Source organism: Sphingomonas sp. EU05-FHT14C10, from assembly GCF_058790595.1.
This window is the reverse complement of sequence record NZ_JBYTEN010000005.1, coordinates 24,234-47,525: the sequence shown is the minus strand read 5'-3', so window position 1 is coordinate 47,525 and position 23,292 is coordinate 24,234. Positions and strand designations below refer to the sequence as shown.

The 23,292-nt window shown below is 69.1% G+C and carries 21 protein-coding genes; 12 read left to right on the top strand and 9 right to left on the bottom strand.

The features are described from left to right. Positions 1–2: 2 nt before the first annotated feature. The 8 genes from AC3WT0_RS07300 (at position 3) to AC3WT0_RS07265 (ending at position 8,902) form a co-directional block, all read left to right on the top strand. A complete protein-coding gene (locus AC3WT0_RS07300; protein ID WP_492752655.1) occupies positions 3–1,619 on the top strand; it encodes a tetratricopeptide repeat protein in 1,617 nt (538 codons plus the stop codon). Continuing rightward, a complete protein-coding gene (locus AC3WT0_RS07295; protein WP_492752652.1) occupies positions 1,619–2,449 on the top strand; it encodes a 4-(cytidine 5'-diphospho)-2-C-methyl-D-erythritol kinase in 831 nt (276 codons plus the stop codon). The genes AC3WT0_RS07300 and AC3WT0_RS07295 overlap by 1 nt, the downstream gene beginning before the upstream one ends. Positions 2,450–2,678: 229 nt before the next feature. After that, positions 2,679–3,503 (top strand): enoyl-CoA hydratase/isomerase family protein, encoded by an 825-nt coding sequence (locus AC3WT0_RS07290; RefSeq protein ID WP_492752650.1) that lies wholly within the window; start codon positions 2,679–2,681, stop codon positions 3,501–3,503. After that, on the top strand, positions 3,500–4,225 hold the full coding sequence (locus AC3WT0_RS07285) for an N-formylglutamate amidohydrolase (protein ID WP_492752648.1): 726 nt from the start codon (positions 3,500–3,502) through the stop codon (positions 4,223–4,225). The genes AC3WT0_RS07290 and AC3WT0_RS07285 overlap by 4 nt, the downstream gene beginning before the upstream one ends. A 30-nt stretch (positions 4,226–4,255) precedes the next feature. Beyond that, positions 4,256–5,977: a dihydroxy-acid dehydratase gene (gene ilvD / locus AC3WT0_RS07280; protein WP_492752646.1), complete on the top strand. Its 1,722-nt coding sequence runs from the start codon at positions 4,256–4,258 to the stop codon at positions 5,975–5,977. Further along, a complete protein-coding gene (locus AC3WT0_RS07275; RefSeq protein ID WP_492752642.1) occupies positions 5,958–6,332 on the top strand; it encodes a hypothetical protein in 375 nt (124 codons plus the stop codon). The genes ilvD and AC3WT0_RS07275 overlap by 20 nt, the downstream gene beginning before the upstream one ends. Positions 6,333–6,338: 6 nt before the next feature. After that, positions 6,339–7,712 (top strand): NAD(P)H-hydrate epimerase, encoded by a 1,374-nt coding sequence (locus tag AC3WT0_RS07270; protein ID WP_492752640.1) that lies wholly within the window; start codon positions 6,339–6,341, stop codon positions 7,710–7,712. Continuing rightward, a complete protein-coding gene (locus tag AC3WT0_RS07265) occupies positions 7,709–8,902 on the top strand; it encodes a class I SAM-dependent RNA methyltransferase (protein WP_492752638.1) in 1,194 nt (397 codons plus the stop codon). Before AC3WT0_RS07270 ends, AC3WT0_RS07265 begins: the two co-directional genes overlap by 4 nt. 111 nt (positions 8,903–9,013) lie before the next feature. Here AC3WT0_RS07265 and AC3WT0_RS07260 read toward each other — a convergent pair whose 3' ends face one another. From AC3WT0_RS07260 to AC3WT0_RS07245, 4 genes are all read right to left on the bottom strand, one after another. Continuing rightward, positions 9,014–9,433, bottom strand: coding sequence for an MAPEG family protein (locus AC3WT0_RS07260; protein ID WP_492752636.1), 420 nt, complete (start codon positions 9,431–9,433; stop codon positions 9,014–9,016). A gap of 18 nt (positions 9,434–9,451) precedes the next feature. Then, positions 9,452–10,939 carry a tetratricopeptide repeat protein gene (locus AC3WT0_RS07255; protein WP_492752633.1) on the bottom strand — a complete coding sequence of 496 codons (1,488 nt, stop codon included), beginning with the start codon at positions 10,937–10,939 and terminating at the stop codon, positions 9,452–9,454. A gap of 98 nt (positions 10,940–11,037) precedes the next feature. After that, complete coding sequence (locus tag AC3WT0_RS07250) at positions 11,038–13,206, bottom strand: primosomal protein N' (protein ID WP_492752632.1); 2,169 nt, start codon at positions 13,204–13,206, stop codon at positions 11,038–11,040. A 237-nt stretch (positions 13,207–13,443) separates the two neighbouring features. After that, complete coding sequence (locus AC3WT0_RS07245; RefSeq protein WP_492752631.1) at positions 13,444–14,037, bottom strand: PEPxxWA-CTERM sorting domain-containing protein; 594 nt, start codon at positions 14,035–14,037, stop codon at positions 13,444–13,446. Positions 14,038–14,209: 172 nt separating this feature from the next. Here AC3WT0_RS07245 and AC3WT0_RS07240 point away from each other — a divergent pair, with 172 nt between their 5' ends. The 4 genes from AC3WT0_RS07240 to AC3WT0_RS07225 all read left to right on the top strand — a co-directional run bounded on the left by AC3WT0_RS07240 (position 14,210) and on the right by AC3WT0_RS07225 (position 17,647). After that, positions 14,210–14,515 carry a polyhydroxyalkanoic acid system family protein gene (locus tag AC3WT0_RS07240; RefSeq protein WP_492752629.1) on the top strand — a complete coding sequence of 102 codons (306 nt, stop codon included), beginning with the start codon at positions 14,210–14,212 and terminating at the stop codon, positions 14,513–14,515. Between the two features lie 90 nt (positions 14,516–14,605). Further along, positions 14,606–15,898, top strand: coding sequence for a hypothetical protein (locus AC3WT0_RS07235; RefSeq protein WP_492752628.1), 1,293 nt, complete (start codon positions 14,606–14,608; stop codon positions 15,896–15,898). Between the two features lie 80 nt (positions 15,899–15,978). Continuing rightward, the gene (fsa, locus tag AC3WT0_RS07230; RefSeq protein ID WP_492752626.1) at positions 15,979–16,632 is read left to right on the top strand and encodes a fructose-6-phosphate aldolase; all 654 of its coding nucleotides are present in this window, start codon (positions 15,979–15,981) and stop codon (positions 16,630–16,632) included. 142 nt (positions 16,633–16,774) lie between these two features. Beyond that, on the top strand, positions 16,775–17,647 hold the full coding sequence (locus AC3WT0_RS07225; RefSeq protein ID WP_492752920.1) for a tyrosine recombinase XerC: 873 nt from the start codon (positions 16,775–16,777) through the stop codon (positions 17,645–17,647). 21 nt (positions 17,648–17,668) lie between these two features. Here the strand turns inward: AC3WT0_RS07225 and AC3WT0_RS07220 are convergent, their stop codons facing one another. The 5 genes from AC3WT0_RS07220 to proB all read right to left on the bottom strand — a co-directional run bounded on the left by AC3WT0_RS07220 (position 17,669) and on the right by proB (position 23,292). Further along, positions 17,669–19,648: an ATP-binding protein gene (locus AC3WT0_RS07220; protein ID WP_492752625.1), complete on the bottom strand. Its 1,980-nt coding sequence runs from the start codon at positions 19,646–19,648 to the stop codon at positions 17,669–17,671. 43 nt (positions 19,649–19,691) lie between these two features. Next, positions 19,692–20,897, bottom strand: coding sequence for a serine palmitoyltransferase (gene spt, locus AC3WT0_RS07215; RefSeq protein WP_492752624.1), 1,206 nt, complete (start codon positions 20,895–20,897; stop codon positions 19,692–19,694). A gap of 10 nt (positions 20,898–20,907) precedes the next feature. Next, positions 20,908–21,150, bottom strand: a complete 243-nt coding sequence (locus AC3WT0_RS07210; protein WP_492752622.1) for an acyl carrier protein — start codon at positions 21,148–21,150, stop codon at positions 20,908–20,910. Between the two features lie 97 nt (positions 21,151–21,247). Then, positions 21,248–22,168, bottom strand: coding sequence for an NAD-dependent epimerase/dehydratase family protein (locus tag AC3WT0_RS07205; protein WP_492752918.1), 921 nt, complete (start codon positions 22,166–22,168; stop codon positions 21,248–21,250). Then, positions 22,165–23,292 carry a glutamate 5-kinase gene (proB, locus tag AC3WT0_RS07200; protein ID WP_492752620.1) on the bottom strand — a complete coding sequence of 376 codons (1,128 nt, stop codon included), beginning with the start codon at positions 23,290–23,292 and terminating at the stop codon, positions 22,165–22,167. Before proB ends, AC3WT0_RS07205 begins: the two co-directional genes overlap by 4 nt.

The window sequence follows — 23,292 nt, the reverse complement described above, 5'->3', positions numbered from 1 at the left end:
CGATGCGGCCTTCGGACCGCGAGATGATGGGGCAATATGTAACCGCGCGGCTGGCCGATTCGATCGGCGCAGACGCCGTCGCCAGCCGCAACTATTCGGCCTTGCTCGGCGCCCTGCCCGACGAAGTCGGCGTGGCGACGCGCGCTTACCGGCGGGCGATGATCTCGGGCGATTTCGAGCTTGCGGTCAAATCGGCGGTGGTGCTCGACAAGGCCGGGATCCTGCCTGCCGACGGTCGCCTGCTCTTCTTCGTGAAGGCCGTGCAGGATCGCGACTGGGGCGGGGCCGACCGCGCCGTCGACCGCGTGATGAGCGACGGCAATTTCGATTTCCTCGGGCCGATCCTTCGCGCCTGGGTCGCGCTGGGCGCGAATGGCGGGGGCGCCAAATCGAACGATCCGGTGGCGCTGCTCGATGCCGCGCCTTCCAGCGCGCTGGCATCGGCCTTCCGGCCCGAGCAGCGCGCCTTGCTGTTGCTGGCGGTGGGGCGGCTCGACGAAGGACTGGCCGCATCGCAGGCGGTGGCCACTGCCGGCGGGGCGCGGACCTTCGCCTTCCGGCTGAGCGCGGCGTCGACGCTGCTCGCCAAGGGGCGCAAGGATGCGGCCGAAACGCTGCTGGCGGGCGATGAGCCGCCACTGGTCGCGGCGCGCGCGATGATCGCATCGGGCAATCCACCGGCGACGCCGGTGCTGGGCCCCGCCGAGGGCGTGGCGCGGCTGTTCGGACGGCTGGCGATCGATCTTGGCGCGCAGAAGCCATCGCCCCTGTCGCTGTCCTTCGGCTGGCTGTCGCTGGCGCTCGATCCCAGGGACGACGCGGTGCGGCTGGCGACGGGACGCGCGCTTGCCGCCGCCAATGACGGCGCGGACGAGGCGCTGGCCGTGATCGATCCGGTCAACGGCGCGGGGCCGTTCGCGCCGCTGAAGGACGAATTCAGCGTCGCATTGCTCGCGCGCGACGGCCAGCGGGACAAAGCGCTGGAAGTGGCGCGCGCGCTGGCCGACAAGCCCGATGCCAGCCTGCCGGACGTCGTGCGGCTGGGCGACACCTATGCCTCGCTCGATCGCTATGCCGAGGCCGCCGACAGCTATGGCCGCGCGATCCGGCAGGCCGAGCGCGATCCGGACTCGAAAGGCGCGCTGGGATCGCTCTACATGCTGCGCGGCGGCGCGCTCGAACGCTCGGGCGCGTGGAAGAAGGCGCTGCCGGCGCTATCCAAGGCCGTGGCGCTTTCACCCGACGATCCCACCGCGCTCAACTATCTCGGCTATGCCCAGCTCGAGCGCGGGCAGAATATCGCCAAGGCTGCGGCGCTGGTGACGCGCGCGGCCGAGCTGAAGCCCGACGATCCCGCCATCGCCGACTCGCTCGGCTATGCGCTGCTACTGCGCGGCGATGTGGCAGGCGCGATCGTGGCGCTCGAGCGTGCGGTGGCGGGGCAGCCCGACGATCCGACGATCAACGAGCATCTCGGCGACGCCTATTGGGCGGCGGGACGGCGTTTCGAGGCGCGCTATGCCTGGCGCGCGGCGGCGGTGCTCGCCGACGAGAAGAGCGCGCCGCGAATTGCGGAGAAGCTGGAGCGCGGGCTCGACCAGGTCGGCCGCATCCGCTGATGGAAGCCGCACCTGCGAAGATCAATCTCGCGCTCCACGTGCGCGCGCGCGAGCCCGACGGCTATCACCGCATCGAGACGCTTTTCGCCTTCGCCGAGGATGGCGACGGCGTGACGGCGGAGGCGGGCGAAGGCGTGTCGCTGACGATCGGCGGGCCGTTCGGCGCGGGGCTGGACGCCGGGCCGGACAATCTCGTCCACCGCGCGGCGACGGCGCTGCGCGACGCGCTGGGCGTGCGCGAAGGCGTGGCGCTGCACCTCGACAAGCGGCTGCCCGTCGCATCGGGGATCGGTGGGGGATCGGCGGATGCGGCGGCGACGCTGCGCCTGCTCGCGCGGCGCTGGGGCGTGGCGGCGGGGGATCCGCGCCTCCACGACATCGCGAAGCGGCTGGGGGCGGACGTGCCCGCCTGCCTCGTCAGCCGCACGGTGCGCGGCGACGCGCGCGGCGACGAACTGCGCCCCGTTGCGGCAGAGGCGCTGAGCGGATTGCCGTTGCTGCTCGTCAATCCGGGCGTCGCGGTCTCGACGGCGGCGGTGTTCAAGGCGTGGGACGGCGTCGATCGCGGGGCGCTGGGCGAGGCGATCGACCTGCAAAGCATCGGCGCGGCGCGCAACGACCTGGAGCCGCCGGCGATCGCGATCGCGCCGACGATCGCGACGCTGATTGGCTGGCTGCGCGAGCAGGCGGGGGTGACGCTGGCGCGCATGTCCGGATCGGGGGCGACCTGCTTCGCGCTGTTCGAAAGCGACGCCGCGCGCGACGCGGCGGCGGAGGCCGCGCGTGCGCGCTTCCCCGATGCCTGGTGTCTTGTTACGAGACTCGCATGACGTTTCTGTCCTCCTCCGGGACGATTTCCGGTGCGGCCGGCGCGATGAAGCGCGCAAATCGGCGGCTGGCCCGATTCGTGCCTGTTGCGGCGCGAACGGATCGGCCCGCAGGGTGGCGGCGCCCGTCCGCTTGTGGTCCGCGTGCCCAGGGGGCGTGTGCATCGCACGGGGCGGCGGGGGGCCTTGGCCTCCCGTCCGCCTGTCCGCGACAGCCATGGGGGCTTGCACGATGAGCAGCGAAGGAAGTGCCTCGCTGACCGGCCTTGTCGCCTCGATGCGCGGCAGCGCCCGCGCGACGGCGATGTTCGAGCTGACGATCGACGAGAGGGTCGCGCGGCTGACGCTGGCGCACGCCGCGACGCGCAACGCGCTGTCGACCGACGACTGGCGCGCGCTGCCTGCGCTGATCGAGCAGGCGGCGCGGCTGAAGGCGCGGGCGATCATCCTGTCCTCGCGCGTCGAGGGCGCCTTTTGCGCCGGGGCCGACCTGCGCGAGCTGGCAACGCTGCACGACGATCCGGGCGCGCGTTTGCCGTTCCGCAACGTGATGCGCGCCGCGCTCGACGCCGTTCGCAACAGCATCGTGCCGGTGATCGCGCATGTCGACGGCGACTGTTTCGGCGCGGGCGTGGCGCTGGCCATCGCCTGCGACCTGCGCGTGGTGGGGCCGGCGGCGCGCTTTGCGGTGACGCCGGCCAAGCTGGGCATCGGCTATCCGCTGGAGGACATGGCGCGGCTCGCGGCGCTGGTCGGCGACGGGCAGGCGGCGCGGATGATGCTGGCGGCCGAGATCGTGGGCGCGGACGAGGCGCTGCGCATCGGGCTGGGCGAAGTGGCAGGCGGCGAGGCCGAGGCGCGGCGGCTGGCACGCGCGATCGCCGCCAATGCGCCGTCGAGCATCGCGATGCTCAAGCGCGGGCTGGCGCTCGCGGCGAGCGGGCGGGGCAGCGACGAAGGCCATGACCGCGCCTTCGACTCGGCCTTTGGCGGCGGTGATTTCGCCGAAGGGATCGCGGCCTTTCGCGCGCGCAGGACGCCCGACTTCGAGGGATGAGCGCGGCGGCCGAGCATATTGCGGGAGCGGGCGACAGCGACATCCTGCTGATCGTCGATCATGCCTCCAACGCCGTGCCGGCGGATATCGCGCTTGGCGTGGGGCAGGACGCGCTCGACGATCATATCGGTTACGACATCGGCGCGGCGGCGCTGGCGCGGGCTCTGGCGGCGCGGCTGGGCAGCGACGCGATCCTGGGGACGGTTTCGCGCCTCGTCATCGATCTGCACCGCGAGCGCGATCATCCGCGCCTCATCCCGGCGACGAGCGACGGACAGGCGGTCCCCGGCAACGAAAACCTGGACGATGCGGCGCGGCAGGCGCGGATCGCGCGTTTCTGGACGCCCTATCACGATGCCATCGCCGATCGCATCGCGGCGCGGCGGCCGGCCTTCCTCGTCGCGGTGCACAGCTTCACCCCGGCGCTGGCGACGACGGGCGAGGCGCGGCCCTGGCCGGTCGGGATTCTCTACAATGAGGATGAGCGCGCCGCGCGGATCGCGATCGACCTGCTGCGCGCGGCGGGTTTCGAGACGGGCGACAACGAGCCTTATTCGGGCAAGCTGCTCAACGCGACGCTCAACCGCCACGGCGAGGCGAACGGCATCGCCTATATCTCGATCGAGGTGCGCAACGACGAGCTGCGCGATGCGGCGGGCATCGCGCGCTGGACGGACATTTTGACGCCGATCATCACGGAAGTGCGTAACAGACTTGCGTAAATGACCCTTGCCGGGACATAGGCGTGCGCGATGACCCAGCGCTTCGACAAATCGCGGCTGCCCAGCCGCCATGTATCGGTCGGCCCCGAACGGGCCCCGCACCGCAGCTATTATTATGCCATGGGGCTGGACGAGGAGGCGATCGCGCGCCCCTTCGTCGGCATCGCCTCTGCCGGCAACGACAGCGCGCCGTGCAACACCACGCTCGACGCGCAGGCCGATTTCGCACGCGCGGGCGTCGAGGCGAATGGCGGCATGCCGCGCCGCTTCAACACGATCACGGTGACCGACGGCATCGCGATGGGGCATCAGGGGATGAAATCCTCGCTGGTCAGCCGTGAGGTGATCGCCGACTCAGTCGAGCTTTCGATGCGCGGCCATTGCTATGACGCGCTCGTCGCCTTTGCGGGGTGTGACAAATCGCTGCCCGGCATGATGATGGCGATGCTGCGCCTCAACGTGCCGTCGATCTTCGTCTACGGCGGATCGATCCTGCCCGGCCGCTTCCACGATCATGACGTGACCGTGGTCGACGTGTTCGAGGCCGTGGGCCAGCACGCGGCGGGCAATTGCCCGCTGCAGGAGCTGATCGAGCTCGAGAAGGTCGCCTGCCCCGGTCACGGCGCGTGCGGCGGCCAGTTCACCGCCAACACCATGGCCTGTGTCGCCGAGGCGATCGGCCTGTCGCTGCCCAACAGCAACATGATGCCCGCGCCCTATCGCGGCCGCGACGAAGTGGCGCGCGCGGCGGGGCATCAGGTGATGAACCTGCTGGAGAAGAATATCCGCCCGCGCGACATCTGCACGCGCGCGGCCTTCGAGAATGCGGCGCGCGTGGTGGCGGCGACCGGCGGATCGACCAACGGCGCGCTCCACCTGCCGGCTATGGCCAGCGAAGCGGGGATCGAATTCTCGCTGTTCGACGTTGCCGAGATATTCAAATCAACGCCTTATATCGCGGACCTCAAGCCTGGCGGTAAATATGTCGCCAAGGATATGTATGAGGCCGGCGGCGTCTACATGCTGATGAAGACGCTGCTCGCGGGCGGCTATCTCGACGGCGAATGCCTGACGGTGACCGGCAAGACGCTGGGCGAGAATATCGACGAGATCACGTGGAACCCCGACCAGAAGGTCATCTACAGCGTCGATACGCCGATCACGCCCACGGGCGGCGTCGTGGGGCTGCGCGGCACGCTCGCCCCCGACGGCGCGATCGTGAAGGTGGCAGGAATGAAGCGTCATCAGTTCGAGGGGCCGGCGCGCGTCTTCGATTGCGAGGAGGATGCCTTCGCGGCGGTCGAGGCGCGCGACATCGTCGAGGGATCGGTGATCATCATCCGCTACGAAGGCCCCAAGGGCGGGCCGGGGATGCGCGAGATGCTCGCGACCACAGCCGCACTCTACGGCCTCGGCATGGGCGAGAAGGTGGCGCTGATCACCGACGGGCGCTTCTCGGGCGCGACGCGCGGATTCTGCATCGGCCATGTCGGGCCGGAGGCCGCCGAGGGCGGACCGATCGCGCTGGTCGAGAATGGCGACATCATCCGCATCGATGCCGATGCGGGGACGATCGACCTCGACGTGGCGGACGATGTGCTCGCCGAACGGCGTGCGCGCTGGACGCCGCGCGTGAACGACTATCAGTCAGGCGCGCTGTGGCGCTATGCGCGGACGGTCGGACCGGCCTATATGGGTGCCGTCACCCATCCGGGAGCCCGGTCCGAAACGCATGTCTACGCGGATATCTGAACGCAGCGGCGCGATCCTCGCCATCGCCCTGCTGGCGCTCGCCGCGTGCGGGAAGCAGGATGACGAACCCCGCCGCGCGGCGTTCGACGACCGTATCGTCTGCGCGACGGCGGGATCGGACGATTTCACGCGCGCCTGCACGCTGGAGCGCGACCTCAGCGCGCGCGGGCTGGAACTGACGCTGGGCAATCCCGACGGCGGTTTCCACCGGCTGCTCGTCACCAAGGACGGGCGCGGCGTGGTCGCGGCCGACGGCGCCGAGCAGGCGGTGGTGAGTATTGCCGGCGACAGGGAAATACAGGTCGCGCTCGGCGGCGATCGCTATGTGCTGCCCGCAACGATCAAGGCCCAATAACGGGGCATGAGCGACAGCCCGATCCTGACCGCGGCGGCGATGCGCGCGGCCGAACAGGCCGTGATGGACGGCGGCGTGAGCGTCGGCGAGCTGATGGAACGCGCGGGGCGTGCAGTGGCCGATCTGGTCTGGCGCGTGGGCGGGCGGCATCCCGCGCTGATCCTCTGCGGCCCCGGCAATAATGGCGGCGACGGCTATGTCGCGGCGCGGCTGCTGGCGGCACGCGGCGTGCCCGTGCGGGTCGCGGCGACCGGAGAACCGAAGACCGAAGTGGCGCGCGAGGCGCGGGCGCGCTGGGAGGGGCCGGTGGGCACGCTGGCGGGGGCGACGCCTGCGCATATACTGGTCGATGCGCTGTTCGGCACGGGGCTGACGCGGCCGCTGGACGAAGCGGTGCAGGCCGATCTGGCGCGGCTGGTGGCGGGAGCGGCACACCGCATCGCCGTCGACCTGCCGAGCGGGGTCGCGACCGATGACGGCGCGGTGCTGGGGCGTGTGCCTGCCTTCCACCAGACGATCGCACTCGGCGCGCTCAAGCCCGCGCATCTGCTCCAGCCGGCGGCGGCCTGTTGCGGGCATGTCGTGGTTGGCGCGATCGGCGTGGCGGCCGCTTCACCGATCAGGCTGATCGGCAAGCCGCGGCTCGCACGGCCCCTGTCCGTCGATCATAAATATACGCGCGGGTTGGTCGCGGTCGTGGGCGGCGCGATGCCGGGCGCGGCGCGGCTGGCGGCAGGCGCGGCGGCGCATGCCGGCGCGGGCTATGTGATGCTGGTCGGCGAAGGCGGTGGGCGACTGCCCGACGCGGTGGTGGTGCGGGGCGGCGATGCGCTGCCAGGCGTGCTGGGCGATGCGCGGCTGGGCGCGCTGCTGATCGGGCCGGGGCTGGGACGCGAGGGGCGAGGCGTGCTCGACAGCGCGCTTGCGATCGAGGCCCCGCTCGTGCTTGACGGCGACGCGCTGCGGCTGGTGACGCCCGAGGTGCTGGCCGCGCGGCGCGCGTCGACGATCCTGACGCCGCACGAAGGCGAGTTTCAGGCGCTGTTCGGGACGCTTCCGGGCAGCAAGATCGATCGGGCGCTGGCGGCGGCCCGGAACAGCGGAGCGGTAGTGATCTACAAAGGTGCGGATACGGTGATTGCGACGCCGGGCGGCGAGGCGGCGGTTTCGGGTGGGGCGTCGCCCTGGCTGTCGACGGCGGGGACGGGCGACGTACTCGCCGGGATCGTCGCGGCGATGGCGGCGCGCGGGCTCGATCGCTTCGCGGCGGCGCGCGCCGGCGTGTGGCTGCACGGCGAGGCGGCGCGGCGCGCGGGGCCGGCCTTCGTGGCCGACGATCTGGCGCAGCATCTGCCCGCAGCGATCGGATCGGCGCTGTGAGCGATGCCGACCTGATCGTGCGCATCGCCGCGCGGGGCGATGGCGTGACCGCCGATGGCCGGCACGCGGCCTTCGCGGCGCCGGGCGACTGGCTGGCCCCCGATGGCGGCGTGATCGCCGGGCCGCATCATGCGACGCCCGTCTGTCGCCATTTTCCGGGCTGCGGCGGCTGCCAGCTCCAGCATGTCGACGATACGGCCTATGCGCGCTTCGTCGCCGATCGCGTGGCGGGGGCGCTGGCGGCGCAAGGCGTCGAGATTCCGCCTTTTGCGCCGACGCACGTCTCGCCGCCGCGCACGCGCCGCCGCGCCAGCCTGCGCGCGGAGAAGAAGGGGCGGCGGACGCTGATCGGCTTCAACGAGGCGGCGAGCCACCGCATCGTCGATCTGGCCGAATGCCACATCCTCGCGCCCGAAATCTTCGCGCTGATTGATCCGTTGCGCGCGCTGCTCGGGCCGCTGCTCGGCGAACGCAAGGGCGCGGACATCATGATGACCCTGGTCGACCAGGGCGTGGACCTGCAGATCGGCAAGGTCGTGTTCGACGGGCTTGCCGCCGCCGAGGCGCTGACCGATTTCGCGCGGGCGCAGGGGCTGGCGCGGCTGACGATCGACGACGGCTATGGCCCGCAGACGCGCTGGGAGCCCGAGCCGGTGACGATCACGCTGGGCGGCGTTGCCGTCGCTTTCCCGTCGGGTAATTTCCTGCAGGCGACACAGGATGGCGAGACGGCGCTGGTCGCGGCGGTCCGCGAGGCGGTGGCGGGGGCCACGCGCATCGCCGATCTGTTCGCCGGGCTTGGCACCTTTGCGCTGTCCGTGCCGGGCAAGGTCTATGCGGCCGAGGCGGGGCGCGATCCGGTGCTGGCGCTCAAGGCCGCCGCGCCGCGTGCCGGGCGGACGATGCTCGTCGAGCATCGCGACCTTTATCGCCGCCCCGTGACCGCCGCCGATCTCGATCGGTTCGAGGCGGTGATCCTCGATCCGCCGCGCGCGGGCGCGGCCGAGCAGGTGGCGCAGATCGCGCAGTCCGGCGTGCCGCGTATCGCCTATGTCTCGTGCAATCCCAGCAGCTTCGCGCGCGATGCGAAGCTGCTGTGCGAAGCGGGCTACCGGATCGCGCGGATCACGCCCGTCGGCCAGTTTCGCTGGTCGACGCATGTCGAGCTATGTGCGGCCTTCGTGCGCTGAAAGCCGCTTCGTCCGTCATTGCGAGGCCATGGGCCGACGCAATCCAGATCAATATCCGGCATCTTCCTAGAGTGCTTCGTCGGCTTCGACTCCTCGCAATGACGGCAGGGTTCAGAACAACGCAAACAGCGCGTGGACGGTGAGCGCCAGCACGCACAGCGTCGACAGCACGAAGACCGAGAAGCGCAGCATGATGGCGTTCACCGTCGCCTGAACGAAGCTGTGGATCACGCGCAGCGCGACATAGGCCCAGGCGATCCAGGCGTTGAGCCCATCGCCCTGCCCGATAATCGCGAGCAGCAGCGCGATCGCATAGAAGATCGTCGGCTGCTCCATCAGGTGATTGTAATTGTCCGCCTTCCAGCGGACGTGCGGGGGGAGGACGGAGGTCAGCTCGCCCGGCGGCAGGGTGGGGTCGAGCTTGACCTTGGCCTTCTGCATCGCGGGGATGCGCGTCCAGTACATCCACAGCCACATGACCAGCGACCATGCGACGAGGATCGCGACGGGCTTCAAAATCTCGGCGTGCATATGTTCCTCCCTTGCCTGTTATCGGTGTTGTGCGTCTCCCGTGGCCGGCGCGGCGGCCGGCTTCTTCAACGTGGTATCGATCTGTTCGATGATCGCGAGCGCGGAGCGGCTGGCGTCGGACGGATGCGGATCATAGGCGATCGGTTCAAGCAAGGCGCGCGCCTCGGTCGGCTTGTCGTCGTTCAGATATTGGTGGGCGAGCAGCATGCGGACCTCGCCATCCTGCGGCGCGAGTATCTGTGCGCTGGCCAGGCCGGTGACGGCGTTCTTCGTCGGCGCGATCCCTTCGTCGAGAAAGCTGTTGTAGAAGCCGATGAGCGGGCGAGGATCGTCCGGATCGACGCGGTTGGCGGCGATGAAGGCGGAGCGCACAGCCTTCCATGCCGCAGGATCATGCTGTTGGGATCGGGCGCGCTCCTTCAGCACCCTTGCCTTGTAGAGCAGCCCGTCCATCGATTTGGGATCGGCGGCGATGGCGCGCTCGGCAGCGGCGAGCGCTTCGTCGAAATGATCGGTGTCATACTCGGCTTCGGCGAGCACGGTCTGCGCGAAGGGGTCGTTGGGAAAGGCGGCGGCACCCGTGCGGGCGAGCTGGAGAACCTCCTCGGCTTCCTTCTTGTCGACGCCGTTGCGGGAGCGGATGCGCAGCGGCATCAGCGACTGTTCGGCAAGGCCCAGATCGCGAATCTCGACCGGACCCGGATTGATCGCCCTGGCGGCCATATTGACGTAATTCAGCCGCGGCCGTTTGAGATAGGCGGCGACATTGGCGTTGAGCCCGGCGAGATCGCCGAAGGCGGCGCGCGCGGCCTCGATATTCGACTTTCCCTGCCCGATCGCGGCCAGATAGGCGGAAAGCTGACCTTTGCGCGAGGGCTCGAAAGTCAGGTAATGCATCAGCAGCCAGGACCGGCCGTAAAAGGCGTCGACCTGCTCCGACGTCATCTTCTCCGGCGGGTCGAGCAATTGTTCGACCGGGATGGCGGGCATGTTGAGCAGGCCGTAGGCGCGGAAGAGCGGCGCCTTGCCCATGCCGACCGATCCGTCCTTTCCGAAATCGGCGGTGGCGTGGAACTCGGCATAACCCTCGACGAACCAGCGCGGCCATGAGCCGGCATAGGTCGCGAACATGAAGTGATGCGTATATTCGTGGAGAAGCACCGTTTCGGCATCGAGATCGAAGCGGCTGCCGTTGCCCGAGTGACGCGGGACGATGCTGAACGACGTTCCCGCGCCGCTGCGATAATAGCCGGCGACGCTCCGGCTCTTGTCGCCGGCCAGCTTCTGGACCTGATTGATGTTCGAGACGACATAGACGGTGACGCGATTGGCCTTGCCGGGATCGGCCGGCGGCACGTTGCGCAGATAGCGGATCGCGGAATCGAATCGCTCCAATTCGGTTGCAAATTCGCGCAGCCGCGCCGGATTATCCTCCGAATAGATCAGGAAGTGAGTCGAACTCGCCTCGCGCCAGGTGGCGGCGGCAGGCGCCGAAAGCGTCAACATGGCGGCAATGGCCGCCTTCCCGAACAGCGACATAGGCCCCCGAATTTTTATCCCCTCGCCGTAACGATATCCCTCGACGAGGCGGTAGGAAAGAGGGATCAGACGAAGCTGTAGGGATCGACGTCGACGCTGACGCGCACGCTCGATGGCCAGTCGAGCGCGCCCAGCCAGTCGCGGATGACAGTCTGCACATCGAGCGCGCGGCTTGCGTGGACGAGCAGGCGCTGGCGGTGGCGGCCGCGCAGCATCGCGAGGGGGGCGGGGGCCGGGCCATAGACCTGCATGCCATCGACCTTCGGTGCGCTGCGGCCGATGAGGCGCGCGATCTCGGCCGCCGCCTCGGCCTTTTCGGACGAGACGACGATGCCCGCGAAGCGGCCGAAGGGCGGCGCGCCGGCATCGCGCCGCGACGCCGTTTCCGCCGCGTAGAAGCTGTCGGCGTCGCCCGTCACCAGCGCCTGGATGACGGGGGCGAGCGGCTCATGCGTCTGGACGAAGACGCGCCCCGGCTTCTCGCCGCGCCCGGCGCGGCCCGAGACCTGCGCGATCTGCTGGAAGCTGCGTTCGGCGGCGCGCAGATCGCCGCCCTGCAGGCCGAGATCAGCATCGATCACCCCGACCAGAGTCAGGTTGGGGAAATGATAGCCCTTGGTGACGAGCTGGGTGCCGACGACGATGTCGATCTCGTTCGCCTCCATCCGCGCGACGAACTCGGCGGCCTTGGCGGGCGACCAGATGGTGTCGGACGTGACGATCACCGATCGCGCCTCGGGGAAGAGCAGCTTCACTTCGTCGGCGATGCGCTCGACGCCCGGGCCGCAGGCGACGAGGCTGTCCTCCTCGCCACATTCGGGGCAGGCGCGCGGCGGCGGCATCACATGGCCGCAATGGTGGCATTGCAGGCGGCGGATCAGCCGGTGCTCGACCATCCACGCCGTGCAATTGGGGCATTGGAAGCGATGCCCGCAAGCGCGGCACAAGGTGAGCGGGGCATAGCCGCGCCGGTTGAGGAAGAGCAGGCTCTGCTCGCCTTTCTCCAGCGTTTCCTCGATCGCGCGGACGAGCGTGGGGGCAAGCCAGCGGCCGCGTTCCGGCGGGTCGGCGATCAGATCGATCGCCGCGATCTCGGGCATTTCGGCGCCGCCATAGCGCGCGGGGAGCTTCAACTCGCGGTAGCGGCCGATCTCGACCTGGTGGCGCGTCTCGATCGCGGGCGTGGCGGAGGCGAGGATAACGGGGATGCTTTCGAGCATCGCGCGCATCACCGCCACGTCGCGGGCGTGATATTGCACGCCTTCTTCCTGCTTGAAGCTCGTCTCATGCGCTTCGTCGACGACGATCAGGCCGAGATTTGGATAGGGCAGGAACAGGGCCGATCGCGCGCCGACGATCACGCGCGCCTCGCCGCCGGCGATCGCGCGCCAGGCGCGCCGGCGCTGCGACTGGCGCAGGTCCGAATGCCAGGCGACGGGCGCGACGCCGAAGCGCGCCTCGAAACGGCGAAGGAAAGGCTCGGTCAGCGCGATCTCCGGCAGCAGGACGAGCACCTGTCGCCCCGCCTTCACCGCCGCCGCCACCGCCTCGAAATAGACTTCGGTCTTGCCCGATCCGGTGACGCCGTCGAGCAGGAAGGGCTGGAAGGCCTTCGCATCGACCGCGCCGACCAGCGTCGCCGCGACATCGGCCTGCGCGGGCGACAGATCGGGCGGGGCGTGATCGGGATCGGGGACGGCGAAGGGCGTATCGAGACTGACCTCGACAGCCTCGATCGCGCCGGCCTTGATCAGCCCGCGAATGATCGCATCGGTGACGCCGCCGATCAGCGCCAGTTCGCGCACCAGCCCCTGCCGGTCGCCGATCCGCTCAAGCGCCTGCTCGCGCTGCGGCGTGAGGCGGGCGGGGACGAGGCCGGTCGCGCGATATTCGGTGATCGTCCGCCCGCCTTCGAGCGCCGAGGCCGAGGCGAGCGCCATGCGCAGCACGGCGGCGGGCGGCGCCAGATAATAGTCGGCCGTCCATTCGATCAGCCGGCGCAGCGGGGCGGGAAGGGGCGGCACATCGTGCACGCCGATCAGGTTGCGCAGCCGATTGTCGCCGACCTCGCCGGCGGACGGCATATGATCCTCCTCCCACACCACGCCCGAAAGCTGGCGTGGGCCGAGCGGGGCGAGCACGACCGAGCCCGGCTCGACCGCCATGCCGTGCGGCACGCGATAATCGAGCGGGCCGAGCGCCGGATTGAGGAGAAGGACGCGCGCGCGGGTCATCGGCCGCCGAGATAGGGTGGCGGGGCCGCGAAGGAAACCTGTCTCATTCCGGGACGAAGTTGAGAAAGTTGAGAGGCTGGCGCGTCGATCTCAACTTCCCGTCCCGTCCTTCCATGGCGACACCGCCGACCGGGCCGCGCCGCGCATCCGAATCTAGCGTGCCGGAGCGCTGTAGGACAGGCAAAGAAAAGCCCGCCGGATCGGAACCCGGCGGGCTATTTCGGCGATGACTGATCGTCAGGCGATCGCGACGCGCTTTGCGCGGCGGCGCATGGCGAAGCCGGTGAGGCCGAAGCCGGCGACCAGCATGGCCCAGGTCGCGGGTTCGGGCACGCCGGCTGCGTCACCGAAGAACATGATGTGCGACACGTCTGCCGGGTTGCGGTTGTAGGGGATGTCGAACGTATTCCAGCTGCCCGAGCTGGCAGGCGCCGCCAGCTTGTAGAGCACGAAATAGTTCGCCGCCTTCACCGCGATATAGCTGACGTTGAAACCGGCGAGGTTCCACGTGCCCGACGAGCCGCCGGCGCCGGTGAAGGTGCCGAAGCTGGAGAAATTGGCGTCGTCGGTCGAAACCGCGAAGCCGAGGGCATCGAGGAAAATGTCCGGATTGGCCGACGGATGGCTGTTGTTGTATGTGTTGTAGGCCGTCTGTGCGGCGACATAGCCGTTGGGGCTTGCCGCATTCGAGTTGATGTTGCCGCTGAACAGGCAACCGTTGGCCGACGTGACCGACGTGCAGCTGCCATCGACCACGGACGCGGCGCTGGCCGGAGTCGCGACGAAGGCCGCGGCGGCCCCGAGCGCCGACAAGGTTATGAGCTTACGCATGAATCTACCCCTCAATTCCGAATTACGCGCCCGGATTATCGGTGGAGAATAGCAGAGTGCGTCACTCGTTTCACGTGCGTTTACCTTTTTGCATTCGTCCCGAATTGGTACGATGTGAAGCGATTCCGAACGTCGTTGCCGCCCGCTGCGCGGCGCTTTATGCCCTTGGCGCATGAGCACGCCCGTTTCCGTCGACATTCCCCATCAGCTTGGCCGCGAGGCCGCGCGCGCGCGGATCACCGGCGGGGTGGGGCGGCTGGGCGAATGGATCCCCGGCGGGGTCGCCGCGATGAAGAATGAATGGTCGGGAGACCGGATGCTGATCGAGGTCAGCGCGATGGGGCAGACGGTGAGCGGGCATGTCGATGTCGCCGACGATGTCGTGCGGCTGGAACTGCAATTGCCGGGGATGCTGGGGCTGTTCGCCGATACGATCCGCGAGAAGCTGACCAGGGATGGTCCGAAACTGCTGCGATAGTCGGCCGGACGGTCCGTTTCGGAGTCGTCGGGCTTAGGGTGCGCGACCGAAATTGGTTAATGTCGCAGGCAGGAAAGGGGGCTTTCCATCATGCGACACATGCATTTCGCGGCTCTTGCCGCCCTGATCGCGTCACCTGTATCCGCCGAGCCTTCGATCGACGACCAGCAGGCGGCGGTCGATCTCGCCAAGGCCAAGACCGAGCAGCTCGACGCCGAGCTCAAGCTCATCCGAGAGAGCGCCGCCGCCGCGACCAGCGCGAGCACCGCGGAAGGGCTTGAGGGCGCGGCGGAATCCGATGTCATCACGCGTGCGCTCTACGACGCCATGGCAGGCAAGATCGCCGCAAAGGTCGGGAATGCGGCCGCCGGCAACGGCCAGGTCATCATCATCTTCGACAATCAGCCGCCCAGCGTGGCGGCCTGGCTCGCGTTCGACAAGCTCGAGCCGATAATCCGCCAGCGCCTTTCCACCGCGGTCGAGGCATGGGACAGCGCGCAGCCGCCAGCGCAGCTCCCGACGAGGCCGCGCCCGCGCTCCCCGGTCCACATGATGACATTCAGTTCGCGTGCGCCCGCCGCGCTGCAGGCAGACGAACAGGATGATGTCGCGGAGGCGCTCCTGCAGGCCGCGCCTCTCGCCGGCAGCGCATTGGGGCCGGCGGGGGCGGCGGTAGGCGTCGCATTGACCGTTGCCTCGCTTGCGCGCACCGATTTCACGGTGAAGGGAGCGTTATTGAAGCCGACCGACCGGATGCTCGATGCGGCGTTGCGCGTCCGGCTCGGCATCGCATCGGACGTCAGCGGCTTCACCATCGCCGCAGGGATCGACGAGAGCGCCGACACGCCCGGCGGACGTTTGAATGAGCTCGGCGCTATTTATGAGGAGGCGCTGCGCAAATATCGCGTCGACTATCTCTCCTGGCTCGCGACCAAGGCTCCGGAAGGCAAGCCGGCGGGCGCACCGGGGGAGGCGGGGCGGCTGCTCGCCGCGGCGATCGCCGACTATGATCTCTTCATCGCCGGCCTCTACACCCCGATCGACGGCCAATTGCCGCTGACCGCCGTCGAACGGCAGCGCAAGCTGATCGCGGCGCGCGAGGACAAACCGATCCTCTACATCCGCGATCATGGGGCGGCGCTGACCACGATCACGCGCAAGGGATTGCTCCACAGCTTCGGCGGGCCGCCGACCACGCTGACAGTCGCGGCGAGCGCGGATTATATGCTCGTCAAGGGCGATGCATGGCTGGCAGGCGGCGGCGTGACCTGCCTGCTGCCGCAGGTAAAGATCGCGGCGACCGCAGCGACGGTCAAGGCGAGCTTCAAGGGCGGTATCGCGACGGCGCCTGCGGATTGCACCGACCGGCCGGCGCCGCACTGATCCTCCCCGCGCTTTCCCTTCGCGTGCGCATGCGATAGTCGGCCGGGCGACTCCCGCCGATTCCGAAAAGGCCTGCGCACATGAAATTCTTCGCCGATACCGCCGACACCAAGGATATTGCCGATCTCGCCTCGACCGGGTTGCTCGATGGCGTGACGACCAATCCCTCGCTGATTCACAAGGCGGGGCGCGACTTCATCGAGGTGGTGACCGAGATCGCCGGGATCGTCGACGGGCCGGTGTCGGCCGAGGTCGTCGCGCTCGACCATGAAGGCATGATGCGCGAGGCGGAAATTCTGCGGAAGATCGCCGACAATATCGCGATCAAGGTGCCGCTGACGATCGACGGGCTGAAGACCTGCAAGGCGCTGACCAGCGACGGCACGATGGTCAACGTCACGCTCTGCTTCTCGGCCAATCAGGCGCTGCTCGCCGCCAAGGCCGGCGCGACCTTCATCTCGCCCTTCGTCGGCCGGCATGACGACAATGGCTTCGACGGAATGCAACTGATCGCCGACATCCGGCTGATCTACGACAATTACGGCTTCGACACCGAAATCCTCGTCGCCAGCGTGCGCCACCCGATCCATGTACTGGAAGCCGCCAAGATCGGCGCCGACGTCATGACCGCGCCGCCCGCGGTGATCCGCCAGCTCGTCAAGCATGTGCTGACCGACAAGGGAATCGAGGGCTTCCTCGCCGACTGGGCGAAGACGGGCCAGAAGATCGGCTGATTCGCCGGTCCGCGCGTGCGCCGTCATTGCGAACGCAGCGAAGCAATCCAGCCGATGCCCCGGCGTCGGTCTGGATTGCCGCGCCGGCTGCGCCGCCTCGCAATGACGGAGGGCTTGGCCTAGGGTCTCGCGCGTGGAGACGCTGCCTCATCCTCTCGCCGTCCGCTGGGGTGATCATCTGCGGCGCGACCGGCGGCGTTCGGCGCATACGGTGCGCGCCTATGTCGCGACGGCGGAGCGGCTGCTTGCTTTCCTCTCCGGGCATCAGGGCGGGCCGGCCGATCTGAACGCGGTCGGCGCGGCCGATCTGCGCGCTTTCCTCGCGCGGCGCAGGATGGACGGGATCGGCAATGCATCGGCGGCGCGCGAGCTGTCGGCAGTGCGCGGGTTCCTGGCCTTTGCCGGCGTCGAGGCGCCGCGCCTGAAGGGGCCGCGCGTCAAGAAGGGCGTGCCGCGCCCGATCTCGCCCGACGAGGCGATCGCGCTGGCCGAGGCGGTGGAGGAGGACGCTTCCGCCCCGTGGATCGGCGCGCGCGACTGGGCGGTGCTGCTGCTGCTCTATGGCGCGGGGCTGCGCGTCGGCGAGGCGATGGGGCTGACCGGCGCGGCGCTGCCGCTGGGCGAGGCGATGCTCGTCACCGGCAAGCGCGACAAGACGCGGCTGGTGCCGATCCTGCCGCAGGTGCGCGCGGCGATCGAGGCCTATGCCGCCGCCTGCCCCTGGCCGATCGCGAAGGACGGGCCGTTGTTTATCGGCGCGCGGGGCGGGCCGCTGTCGGCGGCGCTCATCCGGCGCGCGGTGCGCAAGGCGCGGGTCGGGCTGGGGCTGTCGGACCGGACGACGCCGCATGCGCTGCGCCACAGTTTCGCGACGCATCTGCTGGGGCGCGGGGCCGATCTGCGCCAGCTTCAGGAACTGCTGGGCCACGCGAGCCTCAGCTCGACGCAAATCTATACGGCGGTGGATGCGGCGCATCTGATGGACGTCTATCGCAACGCGCATCCGCGCGCGTAGGCACCGTCTTTAGGCCGACTTCTATTCGGCGGCGGCCGAGACCCTGGCCTGCGCTAGCGCGGCTTCGACCGCGCGTGTCAGGCGGCCCATGGTGAAGGGCTTGCGCAGCACCGCATGGCCGCCGAACGCCTTGTCCTCGACTTCGCCGGCATAGCCGGTGACGAACAGCACCCCCACGTCGGGATGGGCGTCGTGCAACTGCGCGACCAGTTCGGGGCCGGTCAGCCCAGGCATCACGACGTCGGTGACGATCAGCGCGATATCGGGGTTGGCGGCCATCATCCCGGCCGCCAGTGCGGGATCGGGACAGGGCAGCGGCAGGTAGCCAAGCTCGCTCAGCGCCTCGGTGGTCGAGACGAGGACGCGGGGGTCATCCTCGACGACGAGGATGCGGTGCGCGCCGCTCGGCTCCGTCGGCTGCGCATCGGCGGAGGCCGAGCCGGCGTCGCGGGCCTCGTCCGCATCATGGCGCGGCAGCAGGATGGCGACCGTGGTGCCTTCCCCGGGGGTCGACGCGATCTCGATCTCGCCGCGCGACTGGCGGACGAAGCCGAAAATCTGGCTGAGGCCGAGGCCGGTGCCCTTGCCCACGGGCTTGGTGGTGAAGAAGGGCTCGAACACGCGCTCGAGCACCTCGGGCGTCATGCCGCAGCCGTCGTCGGTGACCGCGATCGTCGCATAGTCGCCCGCATCGGCGCCGTCGATCTCGCCGGGCCTGAGCGTCCGCCGCCCGGTGCGGATGACGAGCGTGCCTTCGCCCTCCATCGCATCGCGCGCGTTGACCGCGAGGTTGAGCAGCGCATTTTCCAACTGGTGGCGATCGACCCAGATGCGCCAGCCTTCCTCCTCGCAGATCGTCTCGACCCTGATCCGCTCGCCCAGCGTCCGGTCCAGCAGGTCGGACATGCCATGGATCAGTTCGCCCGGCGCGACGGCGGCGGGGAGGAGAGGCTCGGAGCGCGCGAAGGCGAGCAGGCGGCGCGTGAGCGCGGCGGCGCGCTTCGCCCCGTCCATCGCGTTGTCGACATGGCGCAGCGCATCGCCCCCGCCATCGACGATGCGGCGGCGGGCCAGCTCCAGCCCGCCGACGACCACGGCCAGCATGTTGTTGAAATCATGCGCGATGCCGCCGGTGAGCTGGCCGACGGCTTCCATCTTCTGGACCTGGCGGAGCTGCGCCTCGGCATGGGCGCGCTCGATCCCTTCGGTGCGGAGCTTCTCATTGGCGTCGACCAGTGCGACCGTCCGGTCGCGCACGGCCTCTTCCAGTTCGGCGGCGCGGCGCGAGGCCTGCGCCATGTCGCGCCGTGCCAGCGCCTGCTGCGCCAGCGCCTGAAGCATCGACCAGCCGAGCACGAGCGCGCCGAGGATCACGACGATGCCGAACACGGCAAGCACGCGCGCCAGCCGGTTCGATCGTTCGACCGACATGGCGGCGACGCTGGTGCGTTCGTTGAGCACCTTGGTTTCGTTGGCGATGATCCGGTCGAGCGTGCTCGCCAGTTGCTCGAGGCTGCGCGACTGGCCGGCCTGATAATATTTGGACAGCGCGTTCCAGCCCTGGCCGTAATTGGTGCGCAGCGCGGTTTCCGAAAGCTGTTCCCCGCGCGTCCTGTAGATCTGGCGTAGCGTGCCGATCAGCGCGGTATGCTCGGCATTGTCGCGCGTCACTTCGTCGAGCCGGTCGATCAGTTGCCCTGCGCGCCGCCATTGCTCGTAATAATAGCGCCCGACCTGCTGGTCGCCGCTGATCACATAGCGGCCGAGCGCCGCTTCCGACCGCGTCATCGTGCTTTCGAGCGTGCGGGCGAGGATCATCACCTCGAAGCTGTGGCGCTGCGCCGCCAGCGCCACGTCGCGCTGCTTGTTGGACAGCGAGACCATCGAGATGAGGATGATCAGCCCCAGCGCGGCAAGGATGCCCAGCCCCAGCACCGCCATGCGCCGCCAGCCGATCGACCCGGTCATGTCCGCTTCGACGCGCGGATCCTGATCGTCCATAATTCGCCACCCCGGCCTTAAGGGCCAAGGCTATTCCTAGCACTCAGGCGGGGATGACGCCAACCGCGCGGCCGGCGGCTGCGAACATGCCGAGAATCTGTTCGACCTGTTCGGCGCTATGTTCGGCGCAAAGCGAGCAGCGCAGCAGATACATGCCCGCCGGCGTCGCGGGCGGACGCGCCATGTTCACATAGAGGCCGAGTTCGAGCAGCGCCTGCCACATGCCGACGGCCTGCTCCTGATCGGGCAGGATGACGGCGATGATCGCCGACTGCGGCGTCTCGGTCCCCAGCGTGAAGCCCAGCTCGCGCAGGCCGCCGTGCAGGCGGCGGCTGTTTTCCCACAGATGCGCGCGCTTGTTGCCCGCATGCATCAGCTTGCGGATCGACGTCGCGGCGGTCGCGACGACCGACGGCGGCAGCGACGCGGTGAAGACATAGGGGCGGCAGACGAGGCGCAGCACCTCGAACTTGGGATGGTTCGAGACGCAGAAGCCGCCGACCGTGCCGACCGACTTGGAGAAGGTGCCGACGACGAAATCGATCTGCCCGTCCAGCCCCTGCTCCTCATAGACGCCGCGGCCATGCTCGCCGAAGAAGCCCATGCCGTGCGCTTCGTCGACCAGCACCATCGCGCCATGCTTCTTGGCGACGGCGACCATCTCGGGCAGCGGCGCGATGTCGCCGAGCATCGAATAGACGCCTTCGAGGACGACCAGCTTGCCGGCTTCGGCCGGAAGGCGGCCGAGGCGCTTGTCGAGATCCTCGACGCTGTTGTGGCGGAAGCGGACGATCTCGGCGCTGCCGAGCGCGCAGCCGTCATAGATGGAGGCGTGGCTGTCGGCGTCGAGGATGATATATTCGCCCTTGCCGGCGAGCGTGGAAATCATGCCGAGATTGGCCTGATATCCGGTCGAGAAGACCATGGCATGCTCGGTGCCGTAAAACTCCTTCAGCGCTTCCTCGCACTCCTTGTGGCCCTGATAGGTGCCGTTGAGCACGCGGCTGCCGGTGGTGCCGGCGCCGAAAGCGTCGAGCGCGTCCTTGCCCGCCTGCACCACATCGGGATCGAAAGTCATCCCCATATAATTGTAGGTGCCGAGCAGGATGGTTTCCTTGCCCTTGATGATGGCGAGGGTCGGCGACTTCACTTCGTCCATCACGATGGCGAAGGGATCGCGCACGCCGGTGGCGAGCAGCGCCTCGCGCTCGGCGATCAGCGGGTCGAACTTGGAAAAAAGGTCGGTCATGGCGCCTGGATCAGCCCTTCAGCTTGGCGACGGCGTCGACGAGCTGGCCGACGGTCTCGATTTCGGCCTGCATGTTCATCGTGATGATGATGTCGAATTCGTCCTCGATCGCGGCGACGAAATCCATGACGGTCAGGCTGTCCCATTCAAGGTCGCCGGCGAAGGTGGTCGCCTCGGTCAGCGCGACGCCCTTCTTGTTGAAGGGCTCGATCTGGGTGGAGACGATTTCGAATATCTGGGCGCGGTCGGTCATGCTTCGTCCTTAACGATGTGGCGCCGGGCTTGCCAAGCGAATGCGGCGGGGTTTGGGCGCTTTGGTGACGGTGCCGTCCCGCTGAAAAAAACGCCGCTCATAACAAACCGGCGGCGCGGTAGGCGACGGCAGTCGCCTTCAATCCCACGTGCGTCTCGATATGCGGCTGCCATATTTCCGTCGGCGGGCGCTTCGTCGCGTCGACCACCCAGTCTTCGTGGCTCATATAGGCCGCGCGATCGAGCGTGAGCTTGGCGCGACCGCGACGGACGAGGCGGTCGATCCGCGCGCCCATGCGCAGCATGCGCGGCGACGTGTGGACGATGGCGGCACGCCTGCCGACGGCCTCGGCGATCGCCTGCGCGAATTCGCGGTATGTCCAGCCGCCTTCGCGCCCGTCGTCGGCCTCGTAAATCTCGGCGAGCGTCTCCTCGGCGGGAATGAGCGAGAGGAGGAGGCGCGAAAGATCGCTGACCTCGATCAGCGAGAGCCGGCCCGGCGGCGGCATGAACATGATCCCGCGCTTCGCCCAGCGAAACAGGTCCAGTATCTCCATGTCGCCGGGGCCGTAGATGGCGGGCGGGCGCACCGCCGTCCAGTCGAGCCCGCTCGCGCCGACGATCTGTTCGGCGCGCGCCTTGGACCAGCCATAGATGGACAGCTCCGGCTCGCGCGCGGCGAGCGACGAGACGTGGACGAAGCGGCGGACGCCGGCGGCCTTCGCGGCCTCGACCATCGCCAGCGTGCCTTCGACATTGCCGGCGACGAAGCCGTTGCGGTCGCGCGCGTTGACCACGCCGGCGACGTGGATGACCGCATCCGCGCCTTCGGCGAGGCGGGCGAGGCTGTCGGCATCGTCGAGCGCTCCGTTCATCCAGCGCACGCCCCTGATGTCGGCCTGCGGCCGGCGGGTGAGCGCACGGACGGGGTGGCCGCGCCGTGCGGCGTGGCGGACGAGAGTCGAACCGACGAAACCGGTTCCGCCGGTGATGGCGAGAGTCGGGCGATTGGGTTTCAGAGCAGCACCATATGATCGCGGTGGACGAGCGCCGGGCGCGGCGCATAGCCGAGCAGCGCGGCGAGGGCGTCGCTGCGCTTGCCGGCGATGAAGCCCGCCTCGTCGGCGGGATATTCGCTGAGGCCGCGGGCGACGGTGACGCCTTCGGGCGAGACGATGTCGATCACGTCGCCGCGATCGAAGCGGCCCTCGACCGAGACGGCGCCGGCGGCGAGCAGGCTTTTGCCCGCACGCAGCGCCGCGACCGCGCCGGCATCGACATGGATGCGCCCGCGCGCGGTCAGCCGGCCCGAAAGCCAGCTCTTGCGGGCGCGCGCCGGGCCGGCGGCGGCGAACAGGGTGCCGCGCCCGTCGGCGGCGAAGGCGGACAGCGGATGATCGCGCTTGCCCGAGGCGATGGCGAGCGCGATCCCCGCGCCCGTCGCGATCCGCGCGGCCTGCAGCTTGGAAGTCATGCCCCCCGAACCCATGCCCGATCCGCTCGTCCCCTCGGCCATGGCGAGGATCGTCTCGTCGATCGTCTCGACGCGTTCGATCAACCGTGCGGCAGGATTGCCGTTGGGGTTCGAATCGAACAGCCCGTCGACGTCGGAGAGCAGCACGACGCCCTGCGCGCCCGCCGCCTGCGCGACGCGCGCGGCCAGCCGGTCATTATCGCCGAAACGGATCTCGGCGGTGGCGACACTGTCATTCTCGTTGATGATCGGCACGACGCCGAGGCTGGCGAGCCGGTCGAGCGTCGCGCTGGCGTTGAGATAGCGGCGGCGATCCTCGAGGTCGTCGAGCGTGACCAGCATCTGCGCGGCGTTGAGCCCGCGTTCGCGCAGCAGTTCCGCCCACACCTGCGACAGCGCGATCTGCCCGACGGCGGCGGCGGCCTGTGCATCGTCGAGGCTCGCGCGGCCGCCCTTGGTCAGCGCCAGCCTGCGTGCGCCGAGCGCGATCGCGCCCGACGACACGACAATCGGGCGCTGGCCCGCGGCATGGCGATCGGCGAGATCGGCGACGAGCGAGGCCAGCCAGTCGCGCCGCACCTCGCCCGCGCCATCGACGAGCAGCGACGATCCGACCTTGACCACCAGTCGCGGGCAGGCGGCAGGCGCGAAGGGCAGGGCGGCGGTCAT

Coding starts and splice junctions, on each gene's coding strand:
- AC3WT0_RS07300 (WP_492752655.1), top strand. CDS start 3: ATGCGGCCTTCGGACCGCGAGATGATGGGGCAATATGTAACCGCGCGG.
- AC3WT0_RS07295 (WP_492752652.1), top strand. CDS start 1,619: ATGGAAGCCGCACCTGCGAAGATCAATCTCGCGCTCCACGTGCGCGCG.
- AC3WT0_RS07290 (WP_492752650.1), top strand. CDS start 2,679: ATGAGCAGCGAAGGAAGTGCCTCGCTGACCGGCCTTGTCGCCTCGATG.
- AC3WT0_RS07285 (WP_492752648.1), top strand. CDS start 3,500: ATGAGCGCGGCGGCCGAGCATATTGCGGGAGCGGGCGACAGCGACATC.
- ilvD (WP_492752646.1), top strand. CDS start 4,256: ATGACCCAGCGCTTCGACAAATCGCGGCTGCCCAGCCGCCATGTATCG.
- AC3WT0_RS07275 (WP_492752642.1), top strand. CDS start 5,958: ATGTCTACGCGGATATCTGAACGCAGCGGCGCGATCCTCGCCATCGCC.
- AC3WT0_RS07270 (WP_492752640.1), top strand. CDS start 6,339: ATGAGCGACAGCCCGATCCTGACCGCGGCGGCGATGCGCGCGGCCGAA.
- AC3WT0_RS07260 (WP_492752636.1), bottom strand. CDS start 9,433: ATGCACGCCGAGATTTTGAAGCCCGTCGCGATCCTCGTCGCATGGTCG.
- AC3WT0_RS07255 (WP_492752633.1), bottom strand. CDS start 10,939: ATGTTGACGCTTTCGGCGCCTGCCGCCGCCACCTGGCGCGAGGCGAGT.
- AC3WT0_RS07250 (WP_492752632.1), bottom strand. CDS start 13,206: ATGACCCGCGCGCGCGTCCTTCTCCTCAATCCGGCGCTCGGCCCGCTC.
- AC3WT0_RS07245 (WP_492752631.1), bottom strand. CDS start 14,037: ATGCGTAAGCTCATAACCTTGTCGGCGCTCGGGGCCGCCGCGGCCTTC.
- AC3WT0_RS07240 (WP_492752629.1), top strand. CDS start 14,210: ATGAGCACGCCCGTTTCCGTCGACATTCCCCATCAGCTTGGCCGCGAG.
- AC3WT0_RS07235 (WP_492752628.1), top strand. CDS start 14,606: ATGCGACACATGCATTTCGCGGCTCTTGCCGCCCTGATCGCGTCACCT.
- fsa (WP_492752626.1), top strand. CDS start 15,979: ATGAAATTCTTCGCCGATACCGCCGACACCAAGGATATTGCCGATCTC.
- AC3WT0_RS07220 (WP_492752625.1), bottom strand. CDS start 19,648: ATGGACGATCAGGATCCGCGCGTCGAAGCGGACATGACCGGGTCGATC.
- spt (WP_492752624.1), bottom strand. CDS start 20,897: ATGACCGACCTTTTTTCCAAGTTCGACCCGCTGATCGCCGAGCGCGAG.
- AC3WT0_RS07210 (WP_492752622.1), bottom strand. CDS start 21,150: ATGACCGACCGCGCCCAGATATTCGAAATCGTCTCCACCCAGATCGAG.
- proB (WP_492752620.1), bottom strand. CDS start 23,292: ATGACCGCCGCCCTGCCCTTCGCGCCTGCCGCCTGCCCGCGACTGGTG.